This is a genomic window from Streptomyces sp. NPDC093261 (genome assembly GCF_044753645.1).
Taxonomy (GTDB): Bacteria; Actinomycetota; Actinomycetes; order Streptomycetales; family Streptomycetaceae; genus Streptomyces.
In genome coordinates, this window is record NZ_JBIVNO010000017.1 from 154,806 (window position 1) to 174,237 (window position 19,432).

Consider the following 19,432-nt stretch of genomic DNA (forward strand, 5'->3'; position numbering starts at 1 on the left):
CCATGTGCCGTGTGGTCGACCTGCACGAGGCCGTACTAGCCAAGAACGACCGGGCCGCGGACACCCTGCGCGCCGAACTCACGGCCCGTGGCACCACCGTCGTCAACCTGCTCTCCAGCCCCGGCAGCGGCAAGACCGCCCTCCTGGAGCGCGAACTGGTCGAGGCCCGGGACCGGGCCGTGCCGGTCGCGGCGCTCACGGCCGACCTCGCCACCGAGAACGACGCGGCACGCCTTGCGCGTTCGGGAGTCCCGGTCAAGCAGGTCCTCACCGACGGCCTGTGCCACCTGGAGGCCGCGATGCTCGCCGGCCATCTGGCGGGATGGCTGCCCAGCCCGGTGCGGCTGCTGTTCGTGGAGAACGTCGGCAATCTCGTCTGTCCGGCCTCCTACGACCTGGGGGAGACGCTGCGGGTGGTGCTCGCCTCCGTGACCGAGGGCGAGGACAAGCCCCTCAAGTACCCCACCGCCTTCGGACTCGCCCACCTGGTCGTGGTCACCAAGACGGACATCGCCGAGGCGGTCGGCTTCGACGAGGAGACGTTCCGCGCGAACGTGGAACGCGTCAATCCCGGGGTGGAGGTGCTGCTGACCTCGGCCCGCCGCGACATGGGGGTCGGTCTCCTGCTCGACCGGGCCCTGGCGGCCGCGGCCGGCGCCCCCGTCCACACGCCCGTCATGGCCCGTGAGCCGCACCGGCACACCCACGGCCACACGGGCACCCACGCCGACCCCACCCCACCCCGGACCGGCGCTCAGGACGACACGAACGGCACCGCCGCCATGGCGCAGCCCCGCTCGTGACCGGTCCGCCCCCGACGGCCGCCGAGGTCCGGGCACCGCTGCGCCGGAGGGTCACCGTCGAGGGCGTGGTGCAGGGCGTCGGCTTCCGGCCGTACCTCCACGCCCTCGCCACCGCCCTGGACCTGTCCGGGCATGTGACCAACACCCTCGAAGGCGTCGTCGTGGAGGTCGAGGGCGAGCCCCTGGCCGTCGCCCGGTTCTGCGACCGCATCGCCGAGGACGCGCCCCCGCTGGCCCGTGTGGAGCGCGTCCACCACCGGGAGGTGCCCGTCACCGGTGAGACGTCCTTCACCATCCGCGCCTCGCGGGTGGACGGCCCCGCGCGCACCCTGATCCCGGCGGACACGGCGACCTGTGCCACGTGTCTCGGCGAACTCGCCGACCCCCGCGACAGGCGCCACCGCCACCCGTTCATCACCTGCACGCACTGCGGCCCACGGTTCACCATCGTCACCGGCCTGCCCTACGACCGGGACCAGACCACCATGGCCGGCTTCCCGATGTGCGCCGACTGCGCCCGCGAGTACGCCGATCCGGGCGACCGCCGCTTCCACGCCCAGCCCATCGCCTGCCCGGCCTGCGGGCCGCGATTGCGTCTGCTCGTCGGCCGCGTGGACGGAGGCGGCCCGCCGGGCCCGCAACGGCAGGGGGACCCGATCGCCGGGGCCCGGCGGCTCCTGGCGGCCGGCGCCGTTGTGGCGGTCAAGGGCCTGGGCGGCTATCACCTCGCCTGCGACGCCACCGATTCCGAGGCGGTCGACAGGTTGCGGCACCGCAAGGCCCGGGGGGACAAGCCGTTCGCGGTCATGGCCGCGAGCCTGGAGGACATCGAGCCCCTCGTCCGGCTCGCTCCCGAGGAGCGGGCCCTGCTCACCGGCGCCACCCGCCCCATCGTGCTGCTGCGCCGCCGTACGGACGGCAGGGCCGCGCGCGGCGTCCCCCGGCCGGCCGATGGCGTCGCGCCCGGAAGTCCCGACCTCGGCGTCATGCTGCCGTACACCCCCGTCCACCATCTGCTGTTCGGCCTCCCCGGCGACCCCGAGGGCCCCCGGCTGCTCGTCATGACCAGCGGCAACGTCTCCGGCGAGCCCATCGTCACCGACGACGCGGAGGCGCTGGAGCGACTGGCCCCTCTCGCCGACGCCTGGCTCACCCACGACCGGCCGATCCATGTGCCGTGCGACGACTCCGTGGTCCGGGTGTGCGACGGACAGCCGCTCCTCGTACGCCGCGCCCGGGGATACGCGCCGCTGCCGCTGACCCTTCCGGTCGAGGTGCGCCCGGCCCTCGCCGTCGGCGGAGACCTCAAGAACACGCTCTGTCTCGGCGCGGGCCGGCTGGCGTGGCTGTCCGCCCACATCGGCGACATGGACGACCTCGCCACCCAGCGGGCCTTCGAACGCGCCGTGGCGCAGCTGGAGTCGATCACCCCGGTGCGGCCGCGGCTGCTGGCCGCCGACCGGCATCCCGCCTACCGTTGCGCCGGATGGGCCCTGCGGAACGCCGCGGGCCGCCCCGTCGTGCGGGTCCAGCACCATCACGCCCATGTCGCCGCCGCGATGGCCGAGCACGGACTCGACGGCCGCAGGCCGGTGCTCGGCGTCGCCTTTGACGGCACCGGCTACGGCGACGACGGGGCGGTGTGGGGCGGGGAGTTCCTGCTCGCCGACTACGACGGTTTCCTCCGGTTCGGGCATCTGGCGTATGCGCCGCTGCCCGGGGGCGACGCCGCGGTGCACCGTCCGTACCGCATGGCCCTCGCGCATCTGCGCCGGGCGGGGATCGACTGGTTGGCCGGACTGCCCTGCGCGGACGCCTGCCCGGCGGATGAACGCCGTGTGCTGGAGCGGCAGTTGGAGCGCGATCTGAACTGTGTCCCCACCTCCAGCATGGGCCGGCTCTTCGACGCCGTGTCCTCCCTCGCGGGGGTCCGCCACCGGTCGCGGTACGAGGCCCAGGCCGCCGTGGAACTGGAGGCCGCCGCGCTGCGGGCGCCCACCGGGGACACCGCGGCCTACGCCTTCGCCGTCGGGCCACCGGGACCGGACGGCGGCCCGGTGCGGGCGGATCCGGCGCCGGTGATCGCGGCGATCGTCGACGACCTGCGCGCGGGAGCGCCCGCGGAGCTGGTCGCGGCCCGCTTCCATCGGGCCGTCGCCGGCCTCGTGCAGGCCATGTGCCGACGGGCGCGGGAGCGGCACGGAGTCGACACCGTCGCCCTCACCGGCGGTGTGTTCCTCAACTCCCTGCTCTCCTCGGCCTGCGCGCGGGACCTGCGCGCGGACGGCTTCACCGTGCTGCGCCACCACCTGGTGCCCCCGGGCGACGGCGGTCTGGCCCTCGGCCAGCTCGTGGTGGCCGCCCGCACGGGGGAGCGGACCACGGCCCCCGATTGACCGACCCTCCCGGCAGCGCCGGGCGACGCACATCCACAGCGAGGAGAGGCCCATGTGCCTGGCGGTACCCGGCAGAGTGCTGGACATCGAGGAACGCGACGGCACCCGGATGGCCACCGTCGACTTCGGCGGTGTCGTCAAGGAGGTGTGCCTGGAGTACCTGCCCGACATCCAGGTCGGCGAGTACGCCATCGTCCACGTCGGCTTCGCCCTGCAGCGCCTCGACGAGGAGTCGGCCAAGCAGACGCTCGAACTGTTCGAAACCCTCGGCCTGCTGCAGGAGGAGTTCGGCGATCCCTGGGAAATGGCGGCGGAGGCGAACGGAACGCTACCGCCCGGGTGCGAGGAGGCGCCTCAGCAGTGAAGTACATCGACGAATTCCAGGACCCTGAGCTGGCACGCCGGCTCCTCGACGAGATCCATGCCACGGTGACCAGGCCCTGGGCCCTGATGGAGGTCTGCGGCGGCCAGACCCACTCCATCATCCGCCATGGCATCGACCAACTGCTGCCTGGTGAAGTGGAGCTGATCCACGGCCCGGGCTGCCCCGTGTGCGTGACCCCGCTCGAGGTCATCGACAAGGCGCTGGAGATCGCCTCCCGCCCCGGGGTGGTCTTCTGTTCCTTCGGGGACATGCTCCGCGTGCCCGGCAGCGGCCGGGACCTGTTCCAGGTCAAGGGGGCGGGCGGGGACGTCAGGATCGTCTACTCCCCGCTCGACGCCCTGCGGGTCGCCCAGCAGAACCCGGACCGGCAGGTGGTGTTCTTCGGCATCGGCTTCGAGACCACCGCGCCCCCCAACGCGATGACGGTCCATCAGGCCCGCAGGCTCGGCATCCGGAACTTCAGCATGCTGGTGTCCCATGTACGGGTGCCCCCCGCGATCGAGGCCATCATGCGGTCGCCGAGCTGCCGCGTCCAGGGCTTCCTGGCCGCGGGCCACGTGTGCAGCGTGATGGGCGTCGACGAGTACCCGGACCTGGCCGAGCGCTTCCGGGTCCCGATCGTGGTCACCGGATTCGAGCCCCTGGACATCCTGGAAGGGGTACGCCGCACGGTGGCCCAGCTCGAACGGGGCGAGCACCGGGTCGACAACGCCTACCCCCGTGCCGTCCGCTCCGAGGGCAACCCGGCCGCCAAGGCCATGCTGGAGGACGTCTTCGAGGTCACCGACCGCGCCTGGCGCGGCATCGGCGTGATCCCCGACAGCGGCTGGCGGCTGTCCCCGAAATACCGTGACTACGACGCCGAGTACCGCTTCTCGGTGGACGGCATCCGCACCCGCGAACCCGCCGAGTGCCGCAGCGGAGAGGTCCTCCAGGGCCTGATCAAGCCGCACGAGTGCGAGGCGTTCGGCACCCTGTGCACCCCGCGCACCCCGCTCGGAGCCACGATGGTCTCCAGCGAGGGCGCCTGCGCCGCGTACTACCTCTACCGGCGCCTGGACCTGACCCCCGCGCCCCGGGAGGCGACCCCCGTTGTCTGACACCACCGATCTGGGTATGCCGTCCGTGGACCCGGCGGCCTGGACCTGCCCCGCCCCACTGCGCGACCAGTCCCGCGTCGTCATGGGCCACGGCGGAGGCGGGGCGCTCTCCGCGGAGCTGGTCCGGGACGTCTTCGCGCCCGCCTTCGGAGGAGAGGCGCTGGCGCAGCTCGGCGATGCCGCCGCGCTCTCGCTGGGCGGACTGCGACTGGCGTTCTCCACCGACTCCTTCGTGGTGCGGCCGCTGTTCTTCCCCGGCGGCAGCATCGGCGACCTCGCGGTCAACGGCACCGTGAACGACCTCGCCATGAGCGGTGCCCGGGCCTCGTACCTCTCCTGCGGTTTCATCCTGGAGGAGGGCGTCGAACTGGAGACGGTCTCCCGGGTCGCCGACGCGCTGGGCGCGGCGGCGCGGGCCGCCGGGGTCGAGGTGGCGACGGGCGACACCAAGGTGGTGGAGGCCGGCCACGGCGACGGCGTCTTCATCAACACGGCCGGTATCGGGCTGATCCCGGCGGGCGTCGATCTGCGGCCCCAGCGGGTCGTCCCCGGCGACGTGGTGATCGTCAGCGGCCCGATCGGTGTCCACGGCGTGGCGATCATGAGCGTCCGCGAAGGTCTGGAGTTCGGCGTGGAGACCCAGAGCGACTGCGCGCCCCTCGGCACTCTGGTGGACGCGATGCTCGCGGTCACCCCGGACCTGCACGTGCTGCGGGATCCCACCCGGGGCGGGCTGGGGGCCGCACTCAACGAGATCGCGCTCGCCTCGGGCACCGGTGTCGTCATCATCGAGCGCGAGGTCCCGGTCCCGCCGGCCGTCGCCAACGCCTGCGCCGTGCTGGGCCTCGATCCGATGTACGTGGCCAACGAGGGCAAGCTGGTAGCGTTTGTGCCGCGGCAGCACGCCGACGCCGTTCTGGACGCGATGCGGGCCCATCCGCTGGGCGTGGAGGCCAGGATCATCGGCGAGACGGTGGCGGACCACCCGGGCATGGTCGTGGCCCGTACCGGTCTGGGGGGCACGCGGGTGATCGACCTGCCGATCGGGGAGCAACTGCCCAGGATCTGCTGACCCTTCCGGTCCCGACGCCGAGTGGCGGCGACCCGTCTCCCACGGAGGATGTGGCGATCCCGGTCGTACGGCGGACGTGGCGATCCCGGTCGTACGGCGGACGTGGCGATCCCGGGTCGTACGGCGGACGTGGCGATCCCGGGTCGTACGGCTGACGTCTTGCCGTCCGGGCGCCGGCCGGCGGCGACCCGCCCGCCCCGGTGGCCGTGGGGCCCCGGGGCGTACGGCGGATGTGGCGATCCCGGTCGTACGGCGTCCGGCGGCGAGGCGGCCCGCCCGGGCCCGGACTCCTGCGCCGGTCTCCGGCGGCGCGGACCCGCGCAGGTGGCTGACGGTGGCGCGGACCGGCGCAGGTGGTTGACGGCGGAGCCCGGTGCGTCCGAGGCGCACAGGGAGAAGCCGGCCGCCGCCCGGGTGCGCCCGGGGCGTTGAACATGGTCCGCCGTTGCTGCGTACTCGACGGTGTGACCTCAGGGAGCCCGTTACCGCCGCCGTCGCTCATCGGGTGGTACCGGGCCGCGAGGCGGACTTCCACTCGGGGAGCGGGCCCCGCCGCGGACGACCGCGCGGTGGCCCCGGGCAGGCCCGAGACCGACACGAGGGAGGTGGGCGGGTGAAGACCCTGCTCATCGACAACTACGACTCCTACACGTACAACCTGTTCCAGCTGATCGCCGAGGTCAACGGCGAGGAGCCGGTGGTCGTGCTCAACGACACCCCGATCGACGCCCTGCCGGGCCTCGCGGCGTTCGACAACGTGGTGGTGTCGCCGGGACCCGGACACCCGGCCGAACCACGGGACTTCGGCATCGGCGCGAGAGTGATCGCACGGGCCGGCATACCCGTGCTCGGGGTCTGTCTCGGCCATCAGGGCATCGCGGTGGGGGAGCGGGGCCGTGTGGAGCCGGCGCCGCAGCCCCGGCACGGGTATCTGTCCACGGTCCGGCACGACGGCCGGGACCTGTTCCAGGGCCTGCCGCAGAACTTCACCGCGGTCCGTTACCACTCGCTGTCAGTCGCCGAGCCGCTGCCCGAGACCCTGGAGGCCACCGCCTGGGCCGAGGACGGGGTCGTGATGGGCCTCAGGCACCGCACCCGGCCCCTGTGGGGAGTGCAGTTCCACCCCGAGTCGGTGCTCACCGACTACGGCCACCGCATGCTCGTCAACTTCCGCAATCTGACCGCCGAGCGCGCCCGCAGGACCCGTACGAAGAACACCACGATCCCGCAGTCCGCGACGGCCGTCCCCCGCCCCCGCCGCACCACCCGGCCCGCCCACCGGCTCCACTACCGCCGGCTCGGCACCGCCGTCGACGCGGAGGCGGCGTTCGCCCGGATGTGCGCCGACGCGCCCCGGGCCTTCTGGCTGGACAGTTCACGCGTCGAGCCCGGACTCTCCCGCTTCTCCTTCCTCGGGGACGGCGCCGGCCCGCTCGCCGAGTTCGTGCGCTACGACGCCGACAGCGGCGTCTGCGAGATCGAGCGGCCCGGACGGCCGGTGCGCCGGGTCCGCGCGAGCGTCTTCGACTACCTCAAGCGGCAGTTGGCGACCCGTCATGTCGACGCCACCGGCCTCCCCTTCGACTTCACCGGCGGCTATGTCGGCTACTTCGGCTACGAGGCCAAGGCCGACTGCGGCTCGCCGAACCGGCACCGGGCCGAAACCCCGGACGCCTGCTGGCTGTTCGCGGACCGGCTGATCGCCGTGGACCACGAGGAGGGCGCCACCTACGCGGTGTGCGTCGCGGAGGACAACCCGGCCGCCACCCGAGAGGCCTCCGACTGGCTCGACAGCGCGGTGGCCCGGCTCACCTTCGTCTCCGCCGGTGAGCCCCCCGCCACCCCCGACCCCGTCGAACCGGAGCCGGCCGCCGCCGAACCATGGCTGGTGCGCGACCGTGCGGCCTATCTCGCGGACATCGAGGCCTGCCGACGTGAGCTGGAGGCCGGCACCAGCTATGAGATCTGCCTGACGAACGCCGTCCGGCTGCCCGCGCCCGACGACGCCTACGGCTTCTACCGGGTGCTGCGCCGTGTCGACCCGGTGCCCTACGCGGCCTTCCTGAGGTTCGGGGACCTCGAGGTGGCCTGTTCGTCCCCCGAGCGCTTTCTGCGGATCACCCGGGACGGCATCGCGCAGGCCAGACCCGTCAAGGGCACCGCGCCGCGCGGTGGCAACCCGGCGGAGGACGCGCGGCTGCGGCACTCGCTGGCCGTGGACGACAAGACCCGCGCGGAGAACCTGATGATCGTCGACCTGCTCCGCAACGACCTGGGCCGGGTTTGCGCGACCGGTACGGTACGGGTCGCCCGGCTCATGGCCACGGAGACCTGCGCGGCCGTGCACCAGTTGGTCTCCACCGTCGAGGGCCGCCTGCGCGAGGGCACGGACGCCGTGGACTGCGTACGCGCCTGCTTCCCCGGCGGCTCGGTGACCGGCGCGCCGAAGCTGCGGTCCATGGAGATCGTCGGCGCACTGGAGACCGGGGCCCGGGGTGTCTACTCCGGGGCCCTCGGCTACTTCGGCTGCAGCGGCGCCGCCGACCTCGGCCTCGTCGTCCGTACCGCCGTGCTGTCCGACGGTCTGATGCGGCTGGGCGCCGGCGGTGCGATCGTCCTCGATTCCGATCCGGCCGCGGAGTACGAGGAGATGCTGCTCAAGACCGCCGCCGTGATGCGCGCCCACCGCGAGCACACCACCGCCCCGGCCCCGGAGGAGGAGGCGGCCCGATGACCATGACCACTCCCCGGCCCGCCGTGCCGCCCGCCGAGGCGGGGGCTCCCGGCAATCTCGCGGCCCGGCTCGCCGCACTCGCCGAACGCCGGGGCTGGAGCGGGCGGCCCGCCTTCCACCAGCGCCACCGCTGCTGGACCCGTGGCGAGGTGCACGATCTCGCGTCCCGGGCTGCGGACGCATCCGGCGGTGGGCGAGGTCGCGGTGGTCGCCGTCAGCGACCATGGCGGAGCACACCGGCTGCGCGCCTTCGTCGTGCCCGTCACTCCGGTCCCGGTGGGCCTGGAGGCCGACCTGATCTGTCTGGCCCGGGAGAACGTCGCCGCCATCATGGTCTCCCGGGGCGTCAGTTTCGTGCCGTCGCTGCTCCGTACCGCCGCCGGACGGCTCCGCCGCCATCCGGTCCGGCGGGGAGCATGGTGACCCGGCCCCCGCCAGTCCCTCAGCCGTCGCCCCGGTAGATCTCGTCGGCGTTCGGGCGGGGCGCGGGGCGGTGCTGTGCGGCGGGGCCGAGCGCGAAGGCGTGCAGGAGGTTCTCCGTCGTACGGGTCACGAAGGCGCCGGTGCGGGCGTCCATCCCGTGATCGCGGCCGTCGCCGGGAGTCCCGGCCATCAGGGCTTCCACCCAGCGCATGGTGCCGGTCGCGAAGACGCCGGCGCCGCTCGGGACCGTGTAGTAGGCCGAGTCGCTGTGGCTGCGCCGGCCGCCGCACACGAGCGGCGAGTGCGCCGTGATCTCCAGGGGTTCGGGGACTGGCGCCCCCGGGGTGACCCGGTCGTACTCGACCCCGACCAGGTGGTCGAAGCCATCCCCGGGGCGTACGCCCGTTCCCTCGTACAGCCAGTGGTCGGCCGCCTGGACAACGTACGCCGCGTCCGTCGGATAGCCGTCGTAGAGCACGCCCGTGAGCGACGACTCGGGGTCGGGCGACGGAGCCTGGCGGAAGTCCGTCGTCGCCAGGGCGGGACGGGAGCTGTAGCAGGGGTCGGCGCGGACGTCGGTCTTGTAGCAGACCACCGTGCGTCCGGGCCGTGCCTCACCCTGTTCGAGGCGGACCCGGCGGAAGCAGGTGTTGGCGCCGAGGAAGACGACATTGGTGCCGGCGTCCCGGGCCTCGGTGATGTGCCGGCGCTGCTCGGGGGTCCAGTACTCGTCGTGCCCGAGACTGACGACGGCGGCCGCGCCGCTCAGCACCCCCGGGTCGCGGTGCACGTCCGGGCCCGTGGTGTAGGCGAGGGGGATGCCGAGGCGTTCGGCCAGGACCACCGCCGCGCGCTCGTACACCAGGAACTTCTCTGCGCCGTCGGAGTCGTAGGGCCGGTCGAAGCTGACGGCCAGTGACCGGGTGGCGTACGCGCCGGAGGGTCCCTCGTAGAGACTGTGGCCGCCCCACCGGTTGTACGCCTGCCAGGTGGTGGGGGCGTGCACCAGCACGGTCCGGCCCGCGCCCCCGATGGAGCGCACGATCAGCGGGACATGGCGCTGGTGACCGTTGTCCGCCTCCAGCCGCAGCAGGTACGCGCCCTCCGGCCAGTCCTCGGTGCCGACCGTCAGGGTGCGCTGCCAGTCCGCGCGGACCGTGCGGGTGCCGGACAGCAGACGGGGGCCGGCCTGCACACGCCCCGGTACGCGTTCGGAGGCCCAGACGAGCCGGGCGCCGGCCCCGCCGTACCAGCCGATGCGGAAGGCCGAGACACGGAAGGACGACGCGGTCGTCGACACATACAGACCGCACTCCTCGCCCGGCGTCACACTCACCCGGTCGGCGTAACCGGCGACAGCGGGGGCGGGACCCGCCGAGCGCACACGCCAGTCGGCGGTCCCCGGGCGGTCCCGTTCGGCCTCGGGTCGGTGGGAAGCCGTCCTCTGGGGGCTCCGGTGCGCGGAAGGAGCCGGATCGCGGGCGGCGGCCGAGGCGAGTCCGAGGCCGGCGCACACTCCGAGGAAGTGCCTGCGCCTCAGGCCGCACATGTGTTCGCGTTCCCGGCTTCGGTGCTGGTGCTGGTGCTCTCCCTGTTCCGCCCTGCTCGGCTCGTCGGGGCCCACATCGCCTCCCGTGGTGTCGGCCGATGCCCCTCGCCTCCTCCCGGCCAGCGTGGCACAGCACGGTGGTGGCCGCCCCCGCGCAGGGGCTCCCGGGCGCTACGAGGGTGCGGGCCGCAGCGCCTTGAGCACCGCCCAGACGACGGAGATGAACGGGACGGCGACGACGGCCCCGATGACGCCCGCGACGATGCTGCCCCCGATGACGGACACGGCGACGACGAGCGGATGCAGACGGACGGCCCAGCTCATCACGAGGGGGTGCAGCACATGTCCCTCGATCTGGCCGATGACGACGATCAGCAGCAGCACGGCCGCGGCCGTGAGCGGGCCGCGGCCCGCCAGGGCGACCACCGTGGCCACGGCGAGCGCGACCGGCGAGCCGACCAGCGGCACGAAGGTGGCGAAGAACTCCAGCAGGGTGAGCGGAAGCGCCAGCGGCACCCGCAGCAGGAACAGGGCGACGCCGACGAGCGCGGCGTTGGTGGCGGCGACGATGATGATGCCCCGGGTGTACCCGGCGAACGTGTGCCAGGCCGCGTGCCCCGCCCGGTCCCACGCCCCTCGCGCCGTCCGGGGCACCAACTGCTCACGCGTCCAGCGCCACAGCCGCTCGCCGGAGTGGAGGAAGAAAACCGAGGAGAAGAGCGCGAGCGCGCCTCCGGTGACCAGTTCCACGATCCTGCCGAGGCCGCTGACGGCGTTGTTCAGCAGCATGGCCCGGTGGGAGGACAGATAGGAGACGATCTGCTGCTGGAGATCGGAGAGCTTGCGGGGGCTGAGCCGGAACGGCGGCCGTTCCAGAAAGCGTTCGATCTGCCGGATGCCGCCGCGGAACTCGTCGGCCAGCTTCGCCGACTCGCCCGCCACCGCGTCGCCCACCAGGGCGAGAACGGAGAAGAGGACGAGGATGCTGCCGACGAGGCAGACGGCGACGGTCAGGGAACGCGGGAGCCAACGGCTCAGCAGGTCGGTGAGAGGCCGCAGCACCGAGGTGATGACGAGTGCCAGGAACAGAGCCACGGCGATGAGCTGGAAGCGTCCCAGGATGGTGAAGACGCCGTAGACGACGATCCCGACGAGGATCAGACGCCAGGCGTAGGCGGCGGTGACGCGCAGCCAGGGGACCGTGCGCTCGGCCGCCGTGACGGATGCGGCCGGGGTGCGCCGCACGCGTACGGACTGCGACGGCCGGCTGCCCAGCACGACGGCACCCGTCCTGCGCCCTCGCCCCGGCCTGTTCGCCGGACCGCCCGTATGCGCCACCGCGTCTCCCGTGTCCCGGCCGTGGTGATCTCCACAGCCCATGTGGTCATCTCACTAGCACATTAAGGTGCATAACGGGCGGTGATCGGGTGCAACGCGCCCGCCCGGCGGCGACGGTTCCCTGGGTGAAGGTGCCTGGCCAAGGTGTCACTTTGCGTCAGTGGCGCTGCTCGGTCAGGCCCTCAGCCAGTATCGTGAGGGCCTAAGGGGGCGCTGGCGGTCCGCACCTTTTCTGCGTGACGCGCGGTCGGAGGCAATGATGAGCGGCGAAGGGCCGAGGCGGTCGGATCAGCACCTGCCCAAACTGCGGCTGGACGAGCTGCTGGACGAGCTCCAGGCCCGCATCGACGCGGCGCGTGGCGCCCAGGACCGGGTGCACCGCCTCCTGGAGGCCGTCCTCTCCGTCGGACGGGAACTGGACCTGCCCCAGGTGCTGCGGAGCATCGTCGAGGCGGCCGTGGTCCTCGTGGACGCCGAGTACGGCGCGCTGGGCGTGATCGGTGACGACCGCATGCTCTCGGAGTTCCACACCGTCGGCGTCAGCGAGGAGCAGCGGGCGGAGATCGGAGCGCTGCCCAGCGGGCACGGCATCCTCGGAGAGCTGATCCGGCATCCCGAGCCGCTGCGCCTCGCCGAGATCTCGGAGCACCCGGCCTCCTACGGCTTCCCGCCCCACCATCCCCCGATGCACTCCTTCCTCGGTGCGCCCATCCGGGTGCGCGACCGGGTCTTCGGGAACCTCTATCTGACCGAGAAGCGCGGCGCCGCGGAGTTCGACGCCGAGGACGAGGCGGTGCTGTCCACGCTGGCGGTGGCCGCCGGTGTCGCCGTCGACAACGCCCGGTTGTACGAGCAGACGCGGCTGCGCGAACGCTGGCTCAGGGCGAGCGCCCAGGTCACCAGTGCCCTGCTGTCCGGTGCCCCGGGCCCGGAGGTCCTGGAGATGATCGTCGAGCAGGCGCTGGGGATCGTCTCCGCCGACGTGGGCATGATCGCCGAGCGGGTCTCCGGGGAGACCGTGCTGCGGCCGCTGCTCGCGGTCGGTTCGCAGGCGGAGCGCCGCCGGGGCCTCGTGGTGTCCGGGCAGGACGGGTTCGTGGAGGCCGCGTTGAGCACGGCGGAGCCGGTCGTCAGCGCCGACATCCAGAAGGACGTCCGGATCAGCCGGGACTCGGACCTGTGGACCGGACTCGGGCCCGTGCTCGGCGTGCCCCTGGTGGCCAGCGGCAAGTCTCTAGGGGTGCTGATGCTCGGACGCATGGCAGGCCGTACCCCGTTCACGGACACCGACGCCGGTCCCCTGCTCGGGTTCGCGGGGCAGGCCGCGCTCGCGCTGGAGCTGGCCGAGCGCCGCCGGGACGCCGAGCAGATCGCGCTGCTCCAGGACCGCGACCGTATCGCCCGCGACCTGCACGACCTGGCCATCCAGCGGCTGTTCGCGGCCGGGATGACACTGCAGAGCACCCAGCGCTTCGTCGACCACCCCGAGGCCGCCGAACGGCTGTCCCGGACCGTCGACGACCTGGACGAGACCATCAAGATCATCCGGTCGACCATCTTCGGGCTGCGCACCCATGGCGGCCAGGCCAAGGAGCAGACCGGTCTGCGCGCCCGGGTATCGACGACGGTGACGGCGTCGGCCGCCCCCCTCGGCTTCACCCCCGCGCTGCGGATCGAGGGCCTCGTGGACACCGACGTCCCCGACGACACGGCCGACCATGTGATCGCCGTCCTCGGCGAGGCCCTGAGCAACGCGGCCCGGCACTCCGGGGCGGGCGCCGTGGATGTGCACCTGCGGCTCACGGCGGGCGAGTTGACGCTCACGGTGACCGACGACGGCTGCGGGGTCCCGCGGGACGCTCGCCGCAGCGGGTTGCGGAACCTGGAGGAACGGGCCGTCGCCCTGGGCGGCACGCTCACGGTCGGCGAACGCCACGAGGGCGGCGGGACACGGCTGGTGTGGACCGTCCCGGCACGGCCACCGCGGGACTGACGGCCCGGCGGGCCCGGCGGTCACCTCACCGGGCGGTGCCGGGGCCTCCGGCTCACCGGGCGGGGCCGTTCCCGGACTCCGGCGGCGTGAGATGGGAGGCGAGCACCGCGGCCTGGACCCGGCGCTGCACTCCCAGCTTGGCGAGCAGCCGGGAGATGTGGTTCTTGACCGTCTTCTCCGACAGATAGAGCTTCTTGCCGATCTCCCTGTTGGTGAGCCCGTCACCGATCAGCGCGAGGATGTCCAGCTCACGCGGCGACAGGCTCGCCAGTTCGGAGGCTACGGGCGGCTGCTCGGCGGGGTCGGCGCGCAGCGAGCGCATCAGCCGTGCCGTGGTCGCGGGATCGAGCATCGACTGCCCGGAGGCGACGGTGCGCACCGCCGAGACCAGGTCGGATCCCTTGATCTGCTTGAGCACATACCCCGAGGCCCCGGCCATGATCGCGTCGAGCAGCGCGTCCTCGTCGTCGAAGGAGGTCAGCATCAGACAGGCCAGCTCCGGCATCCGGCTGCGCAACTCGCGGCAGACGCCGATGCCGTCGCCGTCCGGCAGACGCACATCGAGGACGGCGACATGCGGCCGTAGCGCCGGGGCGCGGGAGAGCGCGTGCTCGACCGTGTCGGCGTCCCCGACCACCGAGATGTCGGGTTCGGCATCCAGCAGGTCGGCCAGGCCGCGTCGGACGACCTCGTGGTCGTCCAGCAGAAAGACCCGGATGGGGTGCTCCTCGGTGAAGGTGCGTGCCTCGGCCATCGGGACCTCTCGTTCTCCGTGCCAGGGACGGGCTGCGGACGCCCGCGACCACGATCTTCGCCCACGGGGGCCGGAAGCACTAGGGCCGACCGGCCCACTGCTCCCGGACCCCGGTGACGGCCTCGTGGGCGGTCCGCCGCGGTTTCTCCCGGTGGTCGGCGGGCAGCGCGCGGAGCATGCTGGTCGTCGGGCGAGCAGCGTGAGTCCGTGTCCCCGCCCCGGTCCCGGGACCGCCCGGCCCGCGGGCAGGTCCGAGCGGCCTCTGCGCACGCCACCCGCACCCGGGCGAGGCTCGACCCGGAGGGCACCACGGCCCGCACGCCGGAGGCGCTGGAGGTGCGCACCATGGCTCAGCATGTCACCGCGGGAGTCGACGAATCGGCCGAGAGCCTCGCCGCCGCCCACTGGGCCGCCCGGGAGGCGCTGCGCCGCGGCGCCGGGCTCCGCCTGGTGCACGCCTGGCACGGACAGCCGGGGCCGGGGTCCTCCGTCCCCGTCGACACCGGCCGGCTCCGCGCCGCCGAGCGTGCCCTGCGGCGGTCGGTCGCCAGCGTGCGGGCCGCACACCCCGGCCTGCGCGTGGAGGACGTACTGCTGCCCGACTCCCCGGTGACCGTCCTGCTCGCGGCCGCCGAGGAGTCGGAGGTAGTGGTGCTCGGATCCCGTGGCCTCGGCCGGATCGCGGGCTTCGTGCTCGGTTCGGTGTCCCAGCATGTCGTCGCCCGGTCGCCACGGCCCGTGGTGCTCGTCCGCGCCGGTGAGGCCTCCGCCCATGAGCACCTGCCAGCCCTGGACGGCGTCTCGCCCGACGAGATACCGGAGACCCCCTACCGCGATGTCGTCCTCGGACTGGACACCGAGCACCCCGGCGACGAGCTGATCGGGTTCGCCTTCGAGTCCGCCCGCCGCCGTGGCGCCGGGCTGCGCGTGATCCACGCCCTAGGCGCCGTGTCGGCCTACGGCGCCTACGGGCGGTCGGACACGGCACGCGCCGGGGAACCCGTCGCCGAGCGGGAACACCTCGTGGTGGCGGCCCTCCGCCCCTGGTGCGAGAAGTTTCCCCGGGTCCGGGTCACCGAGACCGTCACCGAGGGGCGGCCCGCCGCCGAACTCGTACATGCCTCGGCGTGCGCCTCCCTCCTCGTCGTGGGGCGCCGGACGCGGGACACCCGCCGTCTCGGTCCGCTCATCGGCGCCGTCACCCATGCGGTGCTCCACCACGCCGACTGTCCCGTCGCGGTCGTCCCGCACACCTGAACGGGCTCGCGGGCGGGTCGCCGGACGGCCGGCGACCGGTTCGGAAGCGGGTGCCTGGGGTACTCGGCCAAGTTCGCCGACCGGCCCCCCAGGGGCCGGTCGGCCCCTGCCGGGGACTTGCGGCCCCTGCACCGCACGGCCTCCGCGGCACGACGCTGGCAGCGGAGCCGGAAAGCCCCCGGATCCACGATTCAGGAGGTGGAGATCATGCCCCGCCCCGTCATCGTCGGCCTCGACGGCTCGTCCGAGAGCCGGGCCGCCGCCGAGTGGGCCGCCCGCGAGGCGAAGCTGCGCGGACTGCCGCTCTCACTGGTCCACGTCCGGGAGCCGGCCCCCGATCCTCTGATGGAGGCCCCGCTGCTCGGCGCCGAGACACAGCAGCACTGGACCGGGACGATCCCCCGCGAGGCCGCCGACGGGCTGCGCCTGCGGCACCCCGGCGTCGCGGTGACCGCCGAACACCACGTCGGACGGCCCACCGAGGTGTTGCTGCGGGCGGCCGAGGACGCCGAGCTGCTCGTCCTGGGCTCGCGCGCACTGGGCGGCGTCGGCGGATTCCTGGTCGGCTCGGTGTCGCTCGCCGTCGTGGCCCACGCCGTACGGCCGGTGGTCCTGGTCCGGGCCGGGGAGCAGTCGGCCGACGAACACGAGATGGATCCCGTGGGGATCCCGTCCGCGGCCGCCCCGTTCCGCCCCGTGGTCCTCGGTCTCGACGTCCGCGGCCCGGACGCGTCGCTGATCGGGTTCGCCTTCGAGGAGGCAGCGCATCGCGCCGCCGCACTGCACGTCGTGCACGGCTGGGACATGCCGTTCACCTCCGTCGACGCCATGGCCGCCGGGGTCGACCCGTACGACGAGTACGCGAGGGACCGGGCCGTCGCCCTGAGCGAGGCGCTGGGTGCCTGGCGGCAGAAGTATCCGGCGGTCGAGGTGGTCGAGCGGTCCCGGATGGGTACCGCCGCCGGTCTGCTGTCCGATGCCTCTCGGGAGGCGTCGCTCGTGGTGGTGGGCCGGCGGATCCGCCGAAGGCCGCTCGGCACCCATATCGGCTCCGTCACCCACGCCGTCCTGCACCACGCCACCGCCCCCGTCGCCGTCGTCCCCCACGACTGACCACCTCCGGGCGCATCGGCGACCACGCCGCTCCGTCCGCTCGCCGAGCACCCCCCTGACGACTTGTGGAGTCACCGATGCCCCAGGCCGACCAGCAGACCGGCACCACGCTGACCGACGAGGAACTGCGCACCCTGGACGCCCACTGGCGAGCCGCCAACTACCTTGCCGCGGGCCAGATCTACCTGATGTCCAACCCGCTGCTGACCGAGCCCCTGCGCCCCGCGCACATCAAGCCACGGCTCCTCGGCCACTGGGGCACCTCGCCCGGGCTCAACCTCGTGTACACCCACCTCAACCGGGTCATCTCGGCGCGCGGCCTCGACGCCCTGTGCATCTGGGGGCCCGGGCACGGCGGTCCGTCCGTGCTCGCCAACTCCTGGCTGGAGGGCAGCTACAGCGAGACCTACCCGGATGTGACCCGGGACGCGCAGGGGATGGCGAAGCTGTTCCGCCAGTTCTCGTTCCCCGGTGGCGTGCCGAGCCATGTCGCGCCGGAGGTGCCGGGCTCGATCCATGAGGGCGGCGAACTGGGCTACTCTCTCGCCCACGCCTACGGAGCCGCGTTCGACCACCCGGATCTGCTGGTGGCCTGTGTGATCGGCGACGGCGAGGCGGAGACCGGACCGCTGGCGGCCTCCTGGCACTCCAACAAGTTCCTCGACCCGGTGCACGACGGCGCGGTGCTGCCGATCCTGCACCTCAACGGATACAAGATCGCCAACCCGACCGTGCTGTCCCGGCTCCCGGAGCCCGAACTCGACGCGCTGCTGCGGGGATACGGCCACGAGCCGATCCACGTCGCCGGCGACGACCCCCGCCAGGTCCACCGCACCCTCGCCGCGGCCTTCGACGAGGCCCTGGACCGCATCGCCCTGCTCCAGCGCACCGCCCGCGAGGAGGGAGTGCCCGAGCGCCCGCACTGGCCGATGGTCGTGCTGCGCACCCCCAAGGGCTGGACCGGACCGGCGGAGGTGGACGGCGTGCCGGTCGAGGGCACCTGGAGGGCCCACCAGGTGCCGCTCGCCGGTGTCCGGGAGAACCCCGAGCACCTCCGGCAACTGGAGGCGTGGCTGAAGTCGTACCGGCCCGAGGAGCTGTTCGACGCCGACGGCCGCCCCAGCGCCGACGTCCTGGCCTGTGTGCCCTCGGGCGACCGCCGGCTGGGCGCCACCCCGTACGCCAACGGCGGGCTGCTCGTCCGCGAGCTGCCCATCCCCGGTCTGGACGGCTTCGCGGTGCCCGTGGACAAGCCGGGCATGAGCCTGCACGAGCCCACCCGGGTCCTCGGCGGACTGCTCGAACGGATCATGAAGGACACCACCGCCCGGCGGGACTTCCGCCTGGTCGGCCCCGACGAGACCGCCTCCAACCGGCTGGAGGCCGTGTTCGGTGCCAGCGGCAAGGCCTGGCAGGCCCGGATACTCCCGGTGGACGAACACCTGGACCGGCACGGCCGGGTGATGGAGATCCTCTCCGAACACCTCTGCCAGGGCTGGCTGGAGGGCTACCTCCTCACCGGCCGGCACGGGCTGTTCTCCTGTTACGAGGCCTTCGTGCACATCGTCGACTCCATGGTCAACCAGCACATCAAGTGGCTGAGGACATCGAGGCGGCTGACCTGGCGCGCCCCCGTCGCCTCCCTCAACTACCTGCTCACCTCCCATGTGTGGCGCCAGGACCACAACGGCTTCTCCCACCAGGACCCCGGCTTCGTCGACCACGTCCTCAACAAGAGCCCCGAGGTCGTCCGCGTCTATCTGCCCCCGGACGCCAACACCCTGCTGTCGGTCGCGGACCACGCCCTGCGCAGCCGCGACTACGTCAATGTCATCGTGGCGGGCAAGCAGCCCTGCTTCGACTGGCTCTCCATGGACCAGGCCCGCGTCCACTGCGCCCGCGGCGCCGGCATCTGGGAGTGGGCGGGCACCGAGAACGGCGGCGAGCCGGACGTGGTCCTCGCCTGCGCGGGCGACGTGCCCACCCAAGAGGTGCTGGCCGCCGCCCAGTTGCTGCGCCGCCATCTGCCCCAGCTCGCGGTCCGAGTGGTCAATGTGGTCGACATGACCCGGCTGCTGCCGCACGAGGAACACCCTCACGGGATGACGGACTTCGAGTACGACGGCCTCTTCACCGCCGACAAGCCGGTCATCTTCGCGTACCACGGCTACCCGTGGCTGATCCACCGCCTAGCCTACCGCCGCAACGGCCACCGCCATCTGCATGTGCGCGGCTACAAGGAGGCCGGCACCACGACCACCCCGTTCGACATGGTGGTCCGCAACGACCTCGACCGCTACCGGCTGGTCATGGACGTCATCGACCGCGTCCCCGGGCTCGCGGTCCGCGCCGCCGCCGTACGCCAGCAGATGGCCGACGTCCGCACCCGCCACGACGCCTGGATCCGCGAGCACGGCACCGATCTGCCCGAGGTCGCCGACTGGACGTGGGCGTCCTGACGACCCAGAGGGGAAGACGGCCGGCGGCATGGCGCCGGGCTCCACGGGGCCGGCGT

14 protein-coding genes are annotated in these 19,432 nt (G+C 73.2%); 11 read left to right on the forward strand and 3 right to left on the reverse strand.

The features are described from left to right. Positions 1-2: 2 nt before the first annotated feature. The 7 genes from hypB to ACIP94_RS29425 all read left to right on the forward strand — a co-directional run bounded on the left by hypB (position 3) and on the right by ACIP94_RS29425 (position 8,913). Positions 3-803 carry a hydrogenase nickel incorporation protein HypB gene (gene hypB, locus ACIP94_RS29395; RefSeq protein ID WP_402432119.1) on the forward strand — a complete coding sequence of 267 codons (801 nt, stop codon included), beginning with the start codon at positions 3-5 and terminating at the stop codon, positions 801-803. After that, a complete protein-coding gene (gene hypF, locus ACIP94_RS29400) occupies positions 800-3,199 on the forward strand; it encodes a carbamoyltransferase HypF (RefSeq protein WP_402432121.1) in 2,400 nt (799 codons plus the stop codon). Before hypB ends, hypF begins: the two co-directional genes overlap by 4 nt. 52 nt (positions 3,200-3,251) lie before the next feature. After that, complete coding sequence (locus tag ACIP94_RS29405; protein ID WP_402432124.1) at positions 3,252-3,563, forward strand: HypC/HybG/HupF family hydrogenase formation chaperone; 312 nt, start codon at positions 3,252-3,254, stop codon at positions 3,561-3,563. After that, positions 3,560-4,684 (forward strand): hydrogenase formation protein HypD, encoded by a 1,125-nt coding sequence (gene hypD, locus ACIP94_RS29410; protein ID WP_402432127.1) that lies wholly within the window; start codon positions 3,560-3,562, stop codon positions 4,682-4,684. The genes ACIP94_RS29405 and hypD overlap by 4 nt, the downstream gene beginning before the upstream one ends. Further along, complete coding sequence (gene hypE / locus ACIP94_RS29415; RefSeq protein WP_402432130.1) at positions 4,677-5,756, forward strand: hydrogenase expression/formation protein HypE; 1,080 nt, start codon at positions 4,677-4,679, stop codon at positions 5,754-5,756. The genes hypD and hypE overlap by 8 nt, the downstream gene beginning before the upstream one ends. 613 nt (positions 5,757-6,369) lie before the next feature. Beyond that, on the forward strand, positions 6,370-8,490 hold the full coding sequence (locus tag ACIP94_RS29420) for a chorismate-binding protein (protein WP_402432133.1): 2,121 nt from the start codon (positions 6,370-6,372) through the stop codon (positions 8,488-8,490). A 141-nt stretch (positions 8,491-8,631) separates the two neighbouring features. Then, on the forward strand, positions 8,632-8,913 hold the full coding sequence (locus tag ACIP94_RS29425) for a hypothetical protein (RefSeq protein WP_402432136.1): 282 nt from the start codon (positions 8,632-8,634) through the stop codon (positions 8,911-8,913). A 19-nt stretch (positions 8,914-8,932) separates the two neighbouring features. Here ACIP94_RS29425 and ACIP94_RS29430 read toward each other — a convergent pair whose 3' ends face one another. After that, positions 8,933-10,462: a N,N-dimethylformamidase beta subunit family domain-containing protein gene (locus ACIP94_RS29430; protein ID WP_402432139.1), complete on the reverse strand. Its 1,530-nt coding sequence runs from the start codon at positions 10,460-10,462 to the stop codon at positions 8,933-8,935. 171 nt (positions 10,463-10,633) lie between these two features. Continuing rightward, on the reverse strand, positions 10,634-11,800 hold the full coding sequence (locus ACIP94_RS29435; protein WP_402432214.1) for an AI-2E family transporter: 1,167 nt from the start codon (positions 11,798-11,800) through the stop codon (positions 10,634-10,636). Positions 11,801-12,059: 259 nt separating this feature from the next. Here ACIP94_RS29435 and ACIP94_RS29440 point away from each other — a divergent pair, with 259 nt between their 5' ends. Then, positions 12,060-13,793 (forward strand): GAF domain-containing protein, encoded by a 1,734-nt coding sequence (locus tag ACIP94_RS29440; RefSeq protein ID WP_402432141.1) that lies wholly within the window; start codon positions 12,060-12,062, stop codon positions 13,791-13,793. 52 nt (positions 13,794-13,845) lie between these two features. Here the strand turns inward: ACIP94_RS29440 and ACIP94_RS29445 are convergent, their stop codons facing one another. After that, complete coding sequence (locus tag ACIP94_RS29445; RefSeq protein ID WP_402432144.1) at positions 13,846-14,547, reverse strand: response regulator; 702 nt, start codon at positions 14,545-14,547, stop codon at positions 13,846-13,848. A gap of 345 nt (positions 14,548-14,892) precedes the next feature. On the opposite strand from ACIP94_RS29445, the gene ACIP94_RS29450 reads away from it, so the two are divergent. The 3 genes from ACIP94_RS29450 to ACIP94_RS29460 all read left to right on the forward strand — a co-directional run bounded on the left by ACIP94_RS29450 (position 14,893) and on the right by ACIP94_RS29460 (position 19,376). Then, a complete protein-coding gene (locus tag ACIP94_RS29450; RefSeq protein ID WP_402432217.1) occupies positions 14,893-15,804 on the forward strand; it encodes a universal stress protein in 912 nt (303 codons plus the stop codon). Between the two features lie 207 nt (positions 15,805-16,011). Next, positions 16,012-16,917: a universal stress protein gene (locus ACIP94_RS29455; RefSeq protein WP_402432147.1), complete on the forward strand. Its 906-nt coding sequence runs from the start codon at positions 16,012-16,014 to the stop codon at positions 16,915-16,917. Between the two features lie 77 nt (positions 16,918-16,994). Beyond that, positions 16,995-19,376, forward strand: coding sequence for a phosphoketolase (locus tag ACIP94_RS29460; RefSeq protein WP_402432149.1), 2,382 nt, complete (start codon positions 16,995-16,997; stop codon positions 19,374-19,376). Positions 19,377-19,432: the final 56 nt, after the last annotated feature.